The 16509-nt window shown below is 34.8% G+C and carries 18 protein-coding genes; 8 read left to right on the top strand and 10 right to left on the bottom strand.

Going from position 1 to position 16509, the window contains the following annotated elements:
* Positions 1-233 precede the first annotated feature (233 nt).
* The gene (locus tag BAQ48_RS15830) at positions 234-581 is read left to right on the top strand and encodes a VOC family protein (RefSeq protein ID WP_071711819.1); all 348 of its coding nucleotides are present in this window, start codon (positions 234-236) and stop codon (positions 579-581) included.
* Positions 582-883: 302 nt separating this feature from the next.
* Here BAQ48_RS15830 and desA read toward each other — a convergent pair whose 3' ends face one another.
* From desA to BAQ48_RS15815, 3 genes are all read right to left on the bottom strand, one after another.
* Positions 884-1915 (bottom strand): Delta(5) desaturase DesA, encoded by a 1032-nt coding sequence (gene desA / locus BAQ48_RS15825; RefSeq protein WP_000171512.1) that lies wholly within the window; start codon positions 1913-1915, stop codon positions 884-886.
* A 367-nt stretch (positions 1916-2282) separates the two neighbouring features.
* Entirely contained in the window at positions 2283-4670 is a 2388-nt protein-coding gene (locus tag BAQ48_RS15820; protein ID WP_071711818.1) for an immune inhibitor A domain-containing protein, read from the bottom strand.
* Between the two features lie 238 nt (positions 4671-4908).
* On the bottom strand, positions 4909-6582 hold the full coding sequence (locus tag BAQ48_RS15815) for an alkaline phosphatase (protein WP_071711817.1): 1674 nt from the start codon (positions 6580-6582) through the stop codon (positions 4909-4911).
* Positions 6583-6921: 339 nt separating this feature from the next.
* Here BAQ48_RS15815 and BAQ48_RS15810 point away from each other — a divergent pair, with 339 nt between their 5' ends.
* Together BAQ48_RS15810 and BAQ48_RS15805 are read left to right on the top strand one after the other, a co-directional pair.
* A complete protein-coding gene (locus BAQ48_RS15810) occupies positions 6922-7404 on the top strand; it encodes a DUF2975 domain-containing protein (protein WP_071711816.1) in 483 nt (160 codons plus the stop codon).
* A gap of 10 nt (positions 7405-7414) precedes the next feature.
* On the top strand, positions 7415-7630 hold the full coding sequence (locus BAQ48_RS15805; RefSeq protein ID WP_000974633.1) for a helix-turn-helix domain-containing protein: 216 nt from the start codon (positions 7415-7417) through the stop codon (positions 7628-7630).
* Between the two features lie 41 nt (positions 7631-7671).
* On the opposite strand, the gene BAQ48_RS15800 is transcribed toward BAQ48_RS15805, so the two are convergent.
* From BAQ48_RS15800 to BAQ48_RS15785, 4 genes are all read right to left on the bottom strand, one after another.
* Positions 7672-7983: a hypothetical protein gene (locus tag BAQ48_RS15800; RefSeq protein ID WP_071711815.1), complete on the bottom strand. Its 312-nt coding sequence runs from the start codon at positions 7981-7983 to the stop codon at positions 7672-7674.
* A gap of 116 nt (positions 7984-8099) precedes the next feature.
* Positions 8100-8693, bottom strand: a complete 594-nt coding sequence (locus BAQ48_RS15795) for a kinase (protein ID WP_071711814.1) — start codon at positions 8691-8693, stop codon at positions 8100-8102.
* Positions 8693-9235 carry a GNAT family N-acetyltransferase gene (locus tag BAQ48_RS15790; protein WP_071711813.1) on the bottom strand — a complete coding sequence of 181 codons (543 nt, stop codon included), beginning with the start codon at positions 9233-9235 and terminating at the stop codon, positions 8693-8695. The genes BAQ48_RS15795 and BAQ48_RS15790 overlap by 1 nt, the downstream gene beginning before the upstream one ends.
* Positions 9236-9249: 14 nt before the next feature.
* Positions 9250-9633: a VOC family protein gene (locus BAQ48_RS15785; protein WP_071711812.1), complete on the bottom strand. Its 384-nt coding sequence runs from the start codon at positions 9631-9633 to the stop codon at positions 9250-9252.
* Between the two features lie 273 nt (positions 9634-9906).
* Here BAQ48_RS15785 and BAQ48_RS15780 point away from each other — a divergent pair, with 273 nt between their 5' ends.
* Together BAQ48_RS15780 and BAQ48_RS15775 are read left to right on the top strand one after the other, a co-directional pair.
* Positions 9907-10155, top strand: coding sequence for a hypothetical protein (locus tag BAQ48_RS15780; RefSeq protein WP_000433610.1), 249 nt, complete (start codon positions 9907-9909; stop codon positions 10153-10155).
* Positions 10156-10298: 143 nt separating this feature from the next.
* Entirely contained in the window at positions 10299-10592 is a 294-nt protein-coding gene (locus BAQ48_RS15775; protein ID WP_071711811.1) for a hypothetical protein, read from the top strand.
* A gap of 116 nt (positions 10593-10708) precedes the next feature.
* Here the strand turns inward: BAQ48_RS15775 and BAQ48_RS15770 are convergent, their stop codons facing one another.
* Together BAQ48_RS15770 and BAQ48_RS15765 are read right to left on the bottom strand one after the other, a co-directional pair.
* Positions 10709-11245, bottom strand: coding sequence for a DUF2812 domain-containing protein (locus BAQ48_RS15770; RefSeq protein ID WP_071711860.1), 537 nt, complete (start codon positions 11243-11245; stop codon positions 10709-10711).
* Between the two features lie 7 nt (positions 11246-11252).
* Positions 11253-11570, bottom strand: coding sequence for a PadR family transcriptional regulator (locus tag BAQ48_RS15765; RefSeq protein WP_071711810.1), 318 nt, complete (start codon positions 11568-11570; stop codon positions 11253-11255).
* Between the two features lie 173 nt (positions 11571-11743).
* Between BAQ48_RS15765 and BAQ48_RS15760 the strand changes: the two genes are divergently transcribed.
* Genes BAQ48_RS15760 through BAQ48_RS15750 form a run of 3 tightly spaced genes read left to right on the top strand, consistent with a single transcriptional unit; the run spans position 11744 to position 14950 of the window.
* Positions 11744-12706 carry an AAA family ATPase gene (locus BAQ48_RS15760; protein ID WP_278248817.1) on the top strand — a complete coding sequence of 321 codons (963 nt, stop codon included), beginning with the start codon at positions 11744-11746 and terminating at the stop codon, positions 12704-12706.
* Entirely contained in the window at positions 12703-13869 is a 1167-nt protein-coding gene (locus tag BAQ48_RS15755) for a DUF58 domain-containing protein (RefSeq protein WP_071711808.1), read from the top strand. The genes BAQ48_RS15760 and BAQ48_RS15755 overlap by 4 nt, the downstream gene beginning before the upstream one ends.
* Complete coding sequence (locus tag BAQ48_RS15750; RefSeq protein ID WP_071711807.1) at positions 13841-14950, top strand: DUF4018 domain-containing protein; 1110 nt, start codon at positions 13841-13843, stop codon at positions 14948-14950. Before BAQ48_RS15755 ends, BAQ48_RS15750 begins: the two co-directional genes overlap by 29 nt.
* Positions 14951-15014: 64 nt before the next feature.
* Here the strand turns inward: BAQ48_RS15750 and BAQ48_RS15745 are convergent, their stop codons facing one another.
* The gene (locus BAQ48_RS15745) at positions 15015-16466 is read right to left on the bottom strand and encodes an MFS transporter (protein WP_071711806.1); all 1452 of its coding nucleotides are present in this window, start codon (positions 16464-16466) and stop codon (positions 15015-15017) included.
* Between the last annotated feature and the right edge of the window lie 43 nt (positions 16467-16509).

The raw sequence follows: 16509 nt of genomic DNA, 5'->3' as shown, positions 1-16509 counted from the left end.
AAAGACCGCACATGGCTTTTACTTCATGTGCGGTCTTTTATGGCTATACTCCTCGGCTTGGATGGCAAGTTTTGCAAAGGATAATGTCATTTTCCATAGTATAGAAAACACTACAATGCTAGTAATGGTAATGTTTCACTTTTTATAAGTGAATGATTTCCCTTACGATTACTGTTTTGATATATTGAATATATATTGCTTAAAAATTTGAAAATAGACAGGAGTTATGTACGATGATAAAAGGTTTCGGGGGAATATTTTGGAGAACTAAAAATATTGATGTTGTAAAAAAATGGTACAGTGATGTATTGAAGATCGACATAGAAAATTGGAATGGGACTATAATTAAACCGGAATTAGGAAGTGAAACTATTTTTTCTTTCTTTACCGAAAATGATAATTATTTTCCAACAGAACAACAAGTGATGTTAAATTTCCAAGTACATAATTTAAATGAGACTATACAACATCTTGACCATATTGGTGTACCTCTTGAAAAGAAAGAAGAAGTTAGTGAATTTGGAAAGTTTATTTGGATTAAAGACCCAGAAGGCCGACTAATTGAGCTTTGGGAGAAATAGAGAGTTATCATTATTTGCTAGTAAGCTAACTGGTGTTTTCATGCAACAACAAAGTAAATACAAAAGCCAATTCCGTAACTCCACAGGAATCGGCTTTTATATTCAAACGTCTTACCTTCGTTGTAAACTCTGATTTTACCTCATCGCCATCAATCGAATGACCTATTTTGTTTACATAATATATTTATTGTCTCTTTTATACATACGATCATTTCAACCTCTCCTTAATATCGGTCATATACATTTAAAGAAAAACTCCCCTTAAATCAAAATGATTAAGGGGAGTTTTATATACGATGAAATTATAGTTCCGATTTCACCCGAACAGAAACATTATTTTTAATTATATTTTTGACATCTTTAAAGCTAACAAAATTGTTACTTTTCTCATCCCAAAGACGGAAACGGAGTGATTGTAAACTTGTAGCAAGAGTAATTGTTGGTACATTTTTTAAAGGAAGCGTATTGTTGTGTGCCTCTTCTAACTTATAGTTAGGTACTCTTGGGCTTAAATGGTGAACATGATGAAACCCAATATTACCAGTTAGAAATTGCAAGATTTTTGGAAGTTTATAAAACGAACTTCCTTCTACTGCTGCTTTCACATATTCCCACTCTTTATCTTCTTCAAAATAAGAATCCTCGAATGTGTGCTGTACGTAAAACAACCAAATACCTACTGAACCTGCTATTAAGAATATAGTACCATGTACTAACAGAAACGATTGCCATCCAATTGCCCAGCAAAGTATAGCTACTACAGCAACGATTATAATATTCGTCAAATAAGTATTCATACGTTCTTTCTGTCTAGCACCTTTTCGATTAAATCTATTTTTAAGCAAGAAAACATAAATCGGACCTAATCCAAACATAACGAATGGATTGCGATATAAACGATATGCTAAACGAAGTCTAAATGGCGCAGCTACATATTCATCTACTGTAAGCGTCCAAATATCTCCTGTACCTCGCTTATCCAAATTACCACTTGTAGCATGATGAATCGCATGCTCATGCCCCCATTGATCAAACGGGAATAAAGTTAACACACCCATACATGTCCCAACTATTCTATTTGCACGGCGACTTTTAAAGAATGAATAATGGGTGCAATCATGAAAAATAATGAAAATCCTTGTCATAAACCCAGCTGCTAACAGAGATGGAACTAATGATAACCAATAAGAAACAGACAAACTTTTATAAGCAAGGTACCATAAAATAAGAAATGGCACGACTGTGTTAATAAGTTGCCACACACTTTTTTTAATCGTTGATTTTTCATACGGAGCAACTTGTTTTTTTAAATTTTTAGTATTTTCTAATGTCATTTTCTCTAATTCCTTTCCTTTATGTTGCTAGTTCATATTATAGCATACTATTAGTAGTAGGTGTTAAGTCTAGATATAAAAAATATTACATACTATGAAAATCTCTTTTTTCTTCTCATTACTTACGTCCAAAATAGCACTTTTAATAGGATTGAAGGAGCATTTCTCCAAGAAAATTCGAGTTTTTTCCAATAAATACATAAAAAAATAGAGCTTTTTCACTTCTGTGTACCTTTTTTCTTTAAATAGTAAAGAGATATTTTTTTCAATTTGTATTTATATAGTAATCTATTTTTCACAATAAGAATAGAGCTGCTACAAGTCAGTTTCAACGACTTATAGCAGCTCCTCTTCGTTTCACATTATTTTATCGATGAAGCCAAACAGCACCTGCAGACTTGTCTTCAGCTTGGCCTACTACTTCAAACTTAAGTCCTAATTTCGGCAACTTACGTCCTGCATCTGGAATTAGGCTGTTGATGTATTGCTTAGAATCATCAAATTTTGCAACGCCTGGTAATCCTTTATAGTCAAAAATACCGCGAGTTGGTGAATCTACTCTCCATGCTGGCGTTTGATCAAACGAGAATGCCGCATCGGCAATTTGATAACGTGTACTGCTCTTCACAGTCGGTTTTCCGTTTAATGTCCCTACGATTGCCTCTGGATGAGAATCTACTACTCCTAGGAATCCTTCGCCTGGATGAACCCCTACCCAGTTATCTGTAAAGCTTTGATCCGCATACCATACAACCATTCCTGTATTAAATACTGGACCACGCGCATGTTGTAACGCCGTGTCAGAACCAGCGTAATTTCTCCACTCTACATAGTAGTTATTTTTTTTCTGTTCAAATCCATTTGACACAGTAAAACCTTTTAACGTCATTGCTGGTTGCCCTTCTGCATCATCAGAGAAAACAACTTTTCCATCTACAGTTAAAGCAGCATTATCTAATGCAAATCCTTTGTAAGCTACTGCAATATCTGTTATATATTCAAATTGCAGTTTTACTTTTTTCCCTTTGAATTTGCTTAAATCATATGACTTATCAACCCACTTACCATCAGTTGTATCCGCACCGCCTTTTACATCATTTTCGCCCATTCTGTCAATACGTGTCTTCGTTCCATCTTCCGCAATCGCATTTACATCAAGGAAATCATACTTCGCTTCAAGTTCGTAGAATGCTTTATAATCGAACTTAGCATCCGTTGCATTTGTTAAGTCAAATACTGGTGTCTCAAGTGTTGTATGAATGTCATTTCCTTTTGTACTGTAATAGAATTTCTTACCAAATGCCGATTCGATATTTTTTATATCTTTGTCCGGCAAGTTAACACGAATAATTCCTGGTCGTTTTGATTTTGTAGTACTTTGATCTAAATAAGTTGCAACGCCGATTCCCTTGCTCAGTTTATCATAATCTACTTCGAGGATATTCGCCCAGTTCCCCTTCATATTCTTTTGGAAAAACTCTTTGTTTTGTGGTGAGAAACTTGTTGGCTCTGTTCCTGCAATTTTTCCAGCCCAACTACCACCGCTCATAAGAGACCAAGACTCAACAGGTTCACCTTGTCCCGAGTACTTTGTATCATACTCATCTGGTAAGCCTAAATCGTGACCATACTCATGCGCAAACACACCAACTGCTCCGTCTTCAGGCTCGATTGTATAATCGTATGCAGCCATCTTTCCGCCCCAATTCGAAACAGAAGATTTTGTACCATCAATTGCATATGGCTTTGATCCAAGTTTTGAACGATGAGACCAAATCGCATCATCTTTCAATTTACCACCGCCGGCTTCTTGACCCACGCCAGCATGTACAACCATTAAATGATCAATAATACCATCTGGTTCATTTTTATTTCCATCACCATCTTGATCGTATTGATCAAATTGGTCATAATCTGCTAAATTAATCCCTTTTGCTACTGCTGCTTTTAATGCTTCTTTCACAAAATCACGTGGCCCTAAAGGACCTTTGTTATCATGACCAGTCCCCGCGTCCGCACCATAATCTGAAGCCTTCCCTGGAACAGTAAGCCATTCTGTTACAGTTCCATCAACTGTGTAGCTACCACCAGATTGTTCTTCATAATATTGTTTAAATGTGTTAATCTTTGATCCATCAAATAATGTAAATGGCTCATCACCAAATAACATTTTTTGATAATGTTCACGATTAAAGTCCTTAGAGTACATGTATCCTGGTTCTTGATCAATATTATTATGCTTAAAATCACTAAATTCTACGAGTAAAACAAGTACTTTATCTTTTCTAACTTCCCCATTGTATTCTTCTTGCTTCGCAGGTGTAGTAGGTACTTTTCCATTTAATTTTCCAGTGCTTAATCCTGCACCTTGTCCAGCTACCGGTCCTACTTCAGGTTGCTGCGCCTGTTCATTTTCTTTCATTTTTGCATCTTTTACTTTTTTCATAAAATCAGAAGCTTCTTGCGTAAGACTATCTCCTGTCAAAATTTCTTTCCCAGGGTTTTCCCCTTTCTTTTTCTCAACATATTTTTCAACGGCCTTCGATGTCTCAGCTTGTGATGCAGATTGATCAATTACACCCCGTTGTTTTAGCGCTTCTGCTAAACGCTCATCCGGTATTAAATGCTCATCTATTGGTAGAGATGGTGTTGGTGTCTCTGCATACGCTGCATGACTTCCGAAAGCAAAACTACTACTTAGTACTGCCGCTGTTGCTAATACTGATAAAGGTTTTAACTTCTTATTCTTTTTCAATGCATTTCCTCCCCCGATTGTTGAGAATTATCGTTTTTTATCGATAAGAACATAATATTCGTTATAATGTGAATATTCAATATTTTATTGACACACAATTGTTGAGAAATATTTTTAATGCAATATGAAAGAAACAAGAAGATAGTAACCTATTACGGTGTAATATAAAAGCATTTATGATATAATACAAAAAATCGCTAACCACTTAGCCTATCAAGGATAAATGGTTAGCGATTTCTTAACGAGAATGCCTTATAAATAAATGAATTGCTTCTTCTGGTACATAGAACTTTCCATTACTTTCAACGACGACGCTTCCTAATTCATAATCTTTACCATCGATACGGATGATATTTTTATTAGCAAATAATTGAGCTTCCTCTTTATTTCGTTTTACTACGAGGGTCCAATTTGTTGTATCCGTTTTGTCAATCGTTACAATTGCACCAATTCTCTCAAAGGCTTCTTTACTCTCTACAAATAATTCATTCGTTAATTCTTCTAAGCTAAAGCCCATTGCTTTCGCCATTGTTTTCGCAATGTCCGTATTTTGGACTAAACCTTTTGGTTTTTGAGGTCCATAAGAGTATAAAAATACGTCTTCACCTGTGTGACCACCTGTCGTAAAACCAATGTTTGCACGGTTAGCCAATAATGTAGTAAGTATCGGTCCTACATCATTTTTCTTTCGAGCTGCTTTTAACTTTTCTTTTTCTTCTTGCTTCAAATTGTCCAGACCATATAATGTAGCTACATCTCCTACATTTGATAAATCACTTTTTAGTTTATTTGTAGCACCTTCAAGTGTCATTTTTGCTTTTTTCAGTGGGTTTATGTAAGCTGCTACCGGGGTCGTCTTATATTCTTTTGTCGTATTCATATTGCCAATAGAAATTCCGCTGTTACCATGGTCAGCTACAGCGATGAGCAACGTATTCCCGTCTTTTTGGGCAAATTGTAACGCTTTTGCTACTGCTTCATCAAATGCCAATACATCACTAATCATCCCAATTGGGTCGTTCGCATGTGCTGCCCAATCAGGTTTACTTCCTTCTATAAATAAAAAGAATCCATCTTTATCTTTTGATAATGTATGAATTGCTTTTTCTGTCATTTGAGAAAGTGTTGGTTGCTCTGGGTTTGTTGCTTCACGATCCATATCGAACGCAAGTGCAGTATGAGAAAAAGAGCCCCAAATTTTATTTGATGTAGCGTTCAATAATGCTTCTTTCGTTTCAACAAAGTCGTATCCTTTGTTTTGAATCACTTTTACTAAATCTTCACCATCTTTTCGAATCCCACTACTTTTTACAGGTAGAAGTGATGCTTTTCCCCCACCTAATACGACATCTATATTTTGGTATACTTGCTGCTTTGCAAGTACTTCAAAATGCTTGCGATTCGCATGATGTGCTGAAAATCCGGCCGGAGTAGCATGCTGAATTTCAGATGTAGCAACAATTCCAGTAGCACGTCCAGTACGTTTTGCTCCTTCTAAAACATTGGCAACTGGTCTCATCCAGTCCTCTTCTGTTACTGGCTTTACACTAGGTAAATTCACAATAGAAGGTAAGACGCCTACATATCCTGCATTCGATTTATTCCCTGTTGCTAATGCTGTAGCTGCTGGGGCTGAGTCTGTAATAGCAGATTCTGCTGAATAGGTGCGAACACCCCCTGTTACAATTTCATCTAACGCGAGCGGTGCCCCTTTATACAAGCGAGCCAATGTTGTCGCTGAAGAACTCGTTCCGTCCATAACCATCATAATTACATTTTTCGGCCGGTGTTCTATTTTTTTTGCCTTAGCTTCAACCTCATGATAAGGCATCATACTTTCCATACATAATACATGTATAGTTACAGTCCCTGCTAATAATAGCCCTTTCATATTTTTTCTCAAATTGATCATTGTTGTTCCTCCATAACTTTCACATTCATTGGCATACACTGACCTGATTTCCCATTACATGTACACAACTTATATATATTCTTTTTATTAATTCCCCAATGTCACGAAGCTAACAACAACTAGTCTTAAACTTTAAAATAAGTAATGGTATAGAGGATTACTTTCTAATAAAAGGAGGTGCTTTGAAGTCAACTCTTTCTATACAAACGAGGTGTCATTCTCTACTTGAAATAACATTTGTTTAACAATAAAAATTAGATTAAAATAAATATTTTTTTATTGTTAAACGATAAATTTTATGTTAAATTAAATTGACATTAAATAAATGAGGTGCTTTTTATGAAACAAGGATCCACACTCTTTTTAAAAACCGTTGTGATTCTAATCGGAATCCCTGTTCTAGCTATGTGTATATTTTTGGTCCCTAAGATTGGGAATTTCGCAGCTGAATTGTATCCCGATATTGCATTTATAAAATATCTTGTCTTTATCAATTTATATGCAACGGCCATACCTTTTTACTACGCCCTGTATCAAGCTTTTAAGCTGTTAAGCTATATTGATAAAAACAATGCTTTCTCGGAATTATCTGTTAGCGCTTTAAAAAATATAAAATACTGCGCTATGACAATCAGCGTCTTGTACGTATTAGGCATGCCACTCTTTTATCTCATTGCGGAGAGAGATGACGCTCCAGGCTTTATCATTATTGGCATGATCATGATTCTTGCATCAATGGTTATCGCGGTCTTTGCTGCCGTTCTCCAAAGGCTTTTACAAGATGCGATAGATATAAAATCAGAAAACGATTTAACAGTCTGAGGTGATACATATGGCAATAATAATTAATATTGATGTAATGCTTGCTAAACGGAAAATGAGTGTCACAGAGCTGACTGATAAAGTAGGTATTACGATGGCTAACCTTTCTATTTTGAAAAACGGAAAAGCAAAAGCAATTCGCTTTTCCACTTTAGAAGCAATTTGTAAAGCTTTAGAGTGCCAACCTGGGGATATTTTAGAATATCGACCAGAAGATACCGAATAAAAAAGAGTCCTTCTCGTATGAAGGACTCTTTTGATTGCACATTACGGCGCAAAACTAATTTGACCAGTAAACAATAAGATAATGGTGATAATCCAAAAAACAAGGAAAGATGAGGAAAGTATTAATGAGACAATTGCAATCCCCTTCTTCTCTGTTTTTTTCGTCATTGTAATGACAGAAAGTATGATACCTGCAACTGTCAGGGCAACTGTAATATAGTCTCCCACTATATTACCTGCATTCGCTATCCTTGTCGGTGTAATAAAAACGAATAAAAAACACAAAATGCCGATGAGTAAAGATATATAGCTTATTATACTGTACTTCTTTTTGGGAACTATTTCGGTGTTCATCCTATCATCCCCCTTCTATATCATTATGAAATCATTTTAGCACGAATAACCAAAAATTGGATATACCAAAAAAACAGATAAGGTAGATACTTCTACTTTTATCTGTCATTATATTTCTATTTAATATCGTTACATAGTACTAAATCCGCCCTGTTCTTCGGCAATTCCATTTCCAAATAATAATCCTCTGCTTTCCAATACCTATTTTCAAACTTGGAAAGTTTTTTCTTTGTCTCTTCACTTTCACGTAGAAACCTTGTCTCTCTTGGACAGTCCAAATACACCATATAATGAAAGAAATCTCTCCATTCTTTTCGTTGCAGAAAAACTCCTTCAATTACAATTACACCTACGATAGGAATCTGTACTTTCTTCATTTCACATGAATCTATTTCAGCGTGATAAAAAGGCAATTTCAATTTCGTTTCATGTTGTAACTTTTGAAAAAATGTCTGCCGTAAGTATGCAATGTCCCATTGCAAATAATAGTATTCATACCATTCTTCAAATCCTGTATGATAGCGTTTATTACGCTCCACTATATGATCATCAATATGAAAAATATGAAACGGAATACCTTCTTGTTTCATATTTTCCTTCAAATGTGTTACGAATGTTGTTTTACCTGAACGGCTTAAACCATCTATACCTAAAATGAATCTATTTTCCCGATGCTTCTTCATAATCGTTATAAGTTCGTTCATACTCATTACTTCTTCCACTCTTCTTTTAATAAAGAGTATAAAATGGTATCATGAGCAACTCCATTTTGAATCATATGTTTTCGAAGCAATCCTTCTTCTTGAAACCCTGCTTTTTCCAACAATTTTTGAGAAGCTTTATTTTCTACATATACAACAGCAGCAATTCTTATGAGCTGTAATGATTCAAATCCATAAGTTAAAATGGCCTGAAGTGCTTCAGATGCATATCCCTTTCCCCAATATGTATCGTCTAATTCATAACCAATTTCAGCTCGTTTATGATGATTGTTAATTAAATGAAACCCGCACGTTCCGATTAGTTGACCCGATCCCTTTTTCTCGATTCCCCAGCGAAACACGCTTCCTTCTTCATAACGATTTTTAAACGTTTGAATCGTTGTTTTCGCTTGCTCAATATTTTCGAAAGAATCCATCCCGAAATAACGTATAACAGATTCTTTCGAAAAATAACGGAACATCGCTTCTGCATCTAATAATGTAAGTTCTCTTAATAGTAAACGTTCTGTTTCTAGTTTCGGAAATCCCATCTCTTTTTCTCCCTCTATTCTAATGAACTGCAAATTTCAATATAATTACCGTCTGGATCAGCAATGTATGCAATTGTTTGCCCCCACGGTTTTACAATTGGTTCAACTAAAATCTTGATAGCTTGTTCTCTAAATTGCTCAATTGTTTCTTGTACATTATCAACAACGAATCCCAATTCGAAATGAGAAGACTGTAATTCACCTTCTGTAAGCGGTAATCCGGTTAATTTCTTTACATCTTCTCTCGTATTCATCGCTAAAATTGTTGATCCAGTATTAAATTCAATATATGTACCGTGCTCTGCTTTTATAGGTAACTGTAAAGTATCTTTATAGAATCTTAAACATTCCTCAAACTTTTCTACATATAAAATGATGTATTTCATTTTTAAATTCATGTTACATCCCCCTTTATCTATCCCCCTAAAAATTCGACAAATCTTTCAAATAACCTTGTTCCATAAGCACAAAAAAATGAGGCCGATTTCTCGGCCCCCAGCTTATTGGCATAAAACAGGAGATTTGGTTTGGACATAACCAGTTCTTACATTTATTATATTTTATTTTTTCTGAATTTTAAATACATTAAACACCTATTTATATTGAGAAAGTTTTTTTACTTGCATAAAATCAAAACTTATAAGAAATGCTACAAATGGAGGTGTATACATATGGAACCAATGCTTTGTCCAAGTTGCAAAACGAACCGAACTCGCTTTAATATTCTTGAGCAACAAGTAAAACCAGTCAAGTTAAATCCGCAAACTGGTCAAGTAGAAGAAGAATACACAAATGAAACGATGAATGCTTTTCATATGGCTTATCAAGGACCTACATACCGCGTCCAATGCGCTGTATGCGGGCTTGTTGAAAATCCAGAACAATTTATTAAACCTGCGCAAAATCAGTCTTTCTCTTAAAATTATTACTACCCCTTATAGAAATAGATTTTTCTATAAGGGGGTTTTTCTTTTTAATTCAGTAATATAAAACGTATTTCTTCCTTATTATATATTAAACTTTACACTCTTCTGGTAAAATTTACATAAGAGAGGTGAAACGAATGAATTTACATAAAAAGTTTGTGCTTCCATCTACATTTCTACTATTAACTTGTCACATAGTCATCTTTTACTTTTGGATTTTCGATTGGAAGAAAATCTCGACTTCTTACGGTTTAGCTATATGGATACTTTCTACTGTTTGTGGTCTTTTACTTTATTTCCTTTATAAAAAACAAAAATCTAATAAAGTAATATTAATTGCTAGTTCGTTATTATTAATTACTTCTTCATTTATGATTTTTTTAGGTATTGTTACTGGTATCATCTTTGTAACTGTTAGTTCTATGAATTAAAAAGGTGGTCTTTTATTATATAAAAAAGAATGAACAAAATGAGGATATATAGAAATTAAAGAAGATGATTTCCATTCAATATATACAACCATCTTCTTTAATAAATCCACTCTTTGTTACAATATTTCATTTTTTAACTTTTTAATCTTCCAAGATACATTAATAAATATATATAAATACATACAACCTACAAATCCTATCATACCTTTAAATATATAAGGAATTCTAGATTCTGATGGTCCAAGAAAACATAAGTAAAGCGCTGGCATTATCGTTACAAACATAATTACAAAAAACTGTAACAACTCAGTAAGTTTTTGTATCCTCGTTTCCTTTTCTGAATATATATCTGGCAACTCATTTTCCTCTTCTACTTCTTTACAAAAATAATTCCATTTCGCAAAACTCGTTACATGTTTCCAGCCACACATTTCATATATTTCGATATATTCTTTTTGTTTTTCTTTCGAATCTTTATACTCTAATCTAAAGTCTGCTTTATATACTACATCTTTCGGCTCAGTTTTCTTAAACGTATACATTACGTTATACTTTTGTAACGCCCAGCCTTGTTGATGCATTTTACGTAGATACGCTTCTTCTTTTTCTAAGCTCCATACTGCGAAAGGTTTGAATATCTTCTTTATCTCCATCATCCATTCACTCCCCTAATATACTATTTCCATTCTTTACAGACCGCTGTAATCTGTTGTACTCCAGTTCCAGTACTTCTCTCCCAAACGGCGTTAACTCATAGCACTTCTTTCTGTCTGTAGAGGCAACTTCAACAATTAACTTCTCTTTCAGTAATTTCGTCGTATTCCCATATAAAGTACCAGGACCGAGCTTTACTTCTCCATTTGTCATCTCTTCTACCATTTGCATAATTCCGTAGCCATGCATTGGTTTCACGAGTGACAATAGTATGTAATATGTCGCCTCTGTTAACGGAATATATTTTTGCGCTTTCGCATGCATTATAACTACCTCCGATACATCGTCTTATGATATATCGACTTCCGATACATCGTATATCGATATTGTATAATCCTATTCCAAAATATGCAAGTGCATTTTAATAATTAAATATCTATTTCTTTAAATTGAAAAATCATTCCAATTTTCAGAATAATTTGTTAAAATATAGAAATATTAACTCTTCTATAATGAAAGGAATGTTACATATGATTAATAAATTAAAAGAAAATATTGGGTCTGTTTTTGTTGGTAAGGAGAATGTTATTGATCTACTACTCGTTTCACTACTTGCTGATGGACATGTACTACTTGAAGACGTGCCTGGTACTGGGAAAACATTACTGGCGAAAACAATTTCAAAAAGTATTGGTGGTCATTTTTCGCGCGTTCAGTTTACCCCTGATGTACTTCCGAGTGATGTAACAGGTATTGAATATTTTAATCCGAAAACGAGCGAATTCGAGTTAAGACTTGGACCAGTCGTGACGAACATTTTACTGGCAGATGAAATTAACCGCGCAATGCCGAGAACACAGTCTAGTTTGTTAGAAGCGATGGAAGAACGACAAGTGACGCTTGAAAAACAATCTACGTCTCTTCCGAAACCGTTCTTTGTTATTGCGACGCAAAACCCTATTGAATCACAAGGAACGTTCCCTCTTCCTGATGCACAGCTTGATCGCTTTTTAATGACAATTTCAATTGGTTATCCGTCTCCAGAAGATGAGCTACAAATGATGCGACGTTTTCGTAATAATACACCGTTAGAAAGTGTCACATCTGTCATTTCATTAGAAGATATTTTAGAAGCACAGAAACGAGTAAAGGAAATATTCGTATCCGAACCGTTAGAACATTACATAATTAAACTTGCCCATGCTACAAGAAATCACGATTACATCGCTAACGGTGTAAGCCCACGTGCCACTTTAGCTTTAGTACGCTCCGTTCAAGCCCTAGCATTTTTACGCGGCAGAGAATATTGCACGCCTGAAGATATACAATTTTTAGTTCCTTCTGTTTGGAATCATCGTATCGTTTTATCAATGGAAGGTGCCCTGCGTACGACAAAACATGAAATTATGCAAAGGATTTTAAAAGAAGTGGATGTACCCGTGGAGATTGAACAAGCATGAACGGGCAGCGCGTTGTAACTGTACCTTTATTTTTTCAACTTCATATTATTCAATTAACTGTTCCAGTCGCGTTACTTTTCACCTTCTTTTTCCCACAACGAATGCTTATGTTTCTCTTTTTCTTCTATTATTTATTTGCGATTTTCATATATAAATATGTCGCTTTCATAGAGAAAAAGTTTCAAATCATAAATGAGAAACAAACTACACGGCTTTTTCCTGAGGAGTCTGGACAGTTTTTTATTCATTTAAAAAATGGAGCCAGTATACCGCTCGTTAATGGTGTTTGTTATTTTCATTTAAATTCGTCCCTACTACCGCACAAAGATCAAGGGATTGAACAAATATCAAAAACGTTATTCTCTTTCCCATTTTCACAGCCTGCACATTCGGCACAAAAATGGGATTTAACATTAACCGCAACGAAGCGTGGTGTGTTTCAAATTGAACAGTTTGAATGTGTATTAAAAGATCCATTTCATCTATTAACTGTACATTTACCTGTTTTTGATAAATTAAAGACTGAAATTATTGTGTATCCTTCTCCTAAAGAAGTAGCAGGTTTGCAAGAACTTCAGCAACTATTAAACGGTTCTTATCGAACGAATTTTTCTTTTTACAATGATGAAACATCTATTATCGGTGTGAAAAGATATGAACGTGAATCATTTCGCTCTATTCATTGGAAAGCATCTGCTAAAATGCAGGAATTACAAGCGAAGCAATATGAGCCTGTAAAAAATTATAGTTGGACGATTTGTCTTTCTTTAGCTGCTGATCGCGGGTTTGGTTGGAAAGATAATATAGAAGAACTTATTTCATATGCAACATACATTTGCCAGTATGCAACGAAGCATCAAATTCCGTTCGAATTGTTTATTAGTGTATTAGCAGAAGGCGGTGCATTACATGTACCGTTAAATGAAGGACAAACGCAATATGCAAAAGCTTTAGAAGAATTAGCGCGTATTTCAGATGATAGTACGTTACTTCCGAAACAAGGATTTCTTCATTATATTATGAAAAAAAGAGAGCGATCATCTTCTATCATTTTTCTCGGTTTGCACAAAAAGGAACTTCCTCTTTTAACACAACCGACATTTGTCATTCATGATGAAGGGATGGTGGAACCAGTTGAAAATTTGGCTATATCACATTCATGATTTCATTCTGCTTCTCCTACTTTCGTTATTAACAGAAAGAGATGAACTAATTGGCATTGCAATATTTTTAACAACAGGCTATATAGGAGTATTTCTTATTCATAAATTAATGAAGAAAAAAGTGACAGGATTTATCATACTATTGGTTCTTCAAATAGTTGTTTTCTCAATATTTCTATCTTTTTCTCTTTTTGGCACAATCATATTACCACTATTTTTCTTTATCATACACGCGGTTGGACCAGGATATCCAGTTCAAAAATCTCTAGGTGGTATTGTATGGTTTGTTGTTTCAGCAATATTTTATGCACCCTTTCCACCGTTATGGAAATTGTTAATGTTAGCCTTGCATCTTATGATTACATTTTGGCTAACCGGGGCAAATCGCAAACAACAACTATTACGTTTTGCTTCTATCATTACGATTGGCTTAATAAGTATATTAATTGTTCAAGTATTTCCTTTCATTCGACTTATTTTTGGTTTTATAACGGAAGTAGTCGCATTAGGTGTCGGCTATGCTTTAATGCCATTAATTAAAGCAGCAGAATTAAAAGATACTGAAGGTGTTTGGGCAAATAAAGGACACCTCTTAAAACCACGAATTGAAGATGGGAAAAAACTTCCTGATTTTGACCCAATACTTATAAATAGCGCTACAATAATAGCTTGTACAGTCATTGCTATTTATGTCGTAAGGATAATAATAAAAAACCGAAAACATTTAAGTTTACCAAACATGCCTATTTTCGAATCTACTATCATCACCGATAAAGAAGGTATGAGCCAAAAACGAATGAAGCGATACAAACCACCACATAACGAAATTCGGAAAGAAATTTTCAAACTAGAAAGTAAGTTATCACCTCCTTTAAACCGGGAGCGAGGAGAAACTGTTGAGGCTTGGCTGGAAAGAATAAATCATGAAGAAGATGTTAATATTCAGAGTGACATTATTATAGACGCTTATAATACAGTTCGTTATTCAAATAGTGAAAACACTGTACTTCTACACGAATTTAAGGAAGAAGTTCATAAACTTTATGAGTATCAGAAGGATTTGAAGAAACGAAAGAAATGATGAAAAAAGACTCCTATTTTTTAATAGGAGTCTTTTTTATATACTTCTACGTCACTCTTTTAACTTAAGCATGCTTCCCTGCTTCAATTTCTAATGACTCTTCATGCCACCAAAGTGTTTCTTCAGGGTCTTCTTTTGCGATTAGGTGTGCTTCTTTTTTCGTTTCTACTGTAGGATAGGAACCTTTTAGCGCACGTCCTGATGTTGTGACGAAAAGTACACTAAATACAACTAATCCAATTATACTTACACCAGTTAAATAGAATGCCGGTGCAAGCGGGTTACCAGTCGCATGAACTAAGTATGAACATACGAGCGGCGTTGTTCCACCGAATATTGATACAGAAATGTTAAAGGAGATCGAAAGTGCTCGATAACGTACATCGGTGAAAAAGAGCGATGGTAATAATGAAGGTAATGTTCCTTCATACACACTTAGGAAGAAACCTAATACGAAAACACCTGCAAATATAGCTGCAATATGCCCGTTACCTATTAGTAAAAATGCCGGAATTGCAAATACGGTTAAACCTAGTAAACCAATTTGCACGACGCGTTTATTACCAATTTTATCACTTAATTTACCGAAATAAAGTGCTAGTGGAATCATAAGTGCCATCGTAATCGAAATAATTAATAAGCCAGTTGTTTCTTTGACTTTAAGTACTTGAGTTAGATAAGAAGGAATATACGAAAGAATCATATAGTTCGTAATATTAAAGAAGGCGACAATTATTGTGCTTAATAAGAAGTCTTTTTTGTGATATTTTAATATATCCATAAATGAAAATTGTTCATTGTCTTCAGATTCCTCTTGTGCTTTTTCCATCTCTTCAAAGATGGGAGATTCATCTAAATGACGGCGTAAATATAAACCGACCAAACCAATTGGTGCAGCTATTAAGAAAGGAATACGCCATCCCCAGCTGAGCATTTGCTCATCTGTTAACAATAACGTCAAAATGGTAACAATTACCGATGCAGCAATGTAACCTGAGAGTGTTCCAATTTCAAGACCACTACCGAGTATACCACGCTTTTTATCTGGAGAAGATTCTGCGATATAAACCATTGCACCTGAATATTCGCCCCCTGTAGAGAAGCCTTGAATCATTCGGGCAACTAAAAGTAGTATTGGTGCCCATACACCAATTTGTTCATAGGTTGGTAGTAATGCGATGAATAATGTAGAAAGTGCCATTAAAATAATAGTAGTACTTAACACGATTTTTCGGCCGTACTTATCTCCTATTCTACCAAAGAATACACCTCCGATTGGTCGAACGAGAAAGGCTGCTGCAAATGTACCGAATGTAAGTACAAGTTGCAATCCACTATTATCAACACCTGAGAAGAATAATTGACTTAAGATAACCGCTAAATACGCGTATAAACCGAAGTCAAACCACTCCATTGCATTCCCAATACCAGTAGCAACAACCGCTTTCCTGGCTTGTTTAGGATTGACAATATTAACGTCTTGAGGTTCAAAATTTAAATCATTATTTTGTTGCATAAAATAAAACAGCTCCTTTTTAATTTAACTTCTTTAAGCACAC

It is taken from the genome of Bacillus luti, assembly GCF_001884105.1.
Lineage (GTDB): Bacteria > Bacillota > Bacilli > Bacillales > Bacillaceae_G > Bacillus_A > Bacillus_A luti.
The sequence above is the reverse complement of the archived record's forward strand: the minus strand, read 5'-3'. Positions and strand labels throughout refer to the sequence as shown.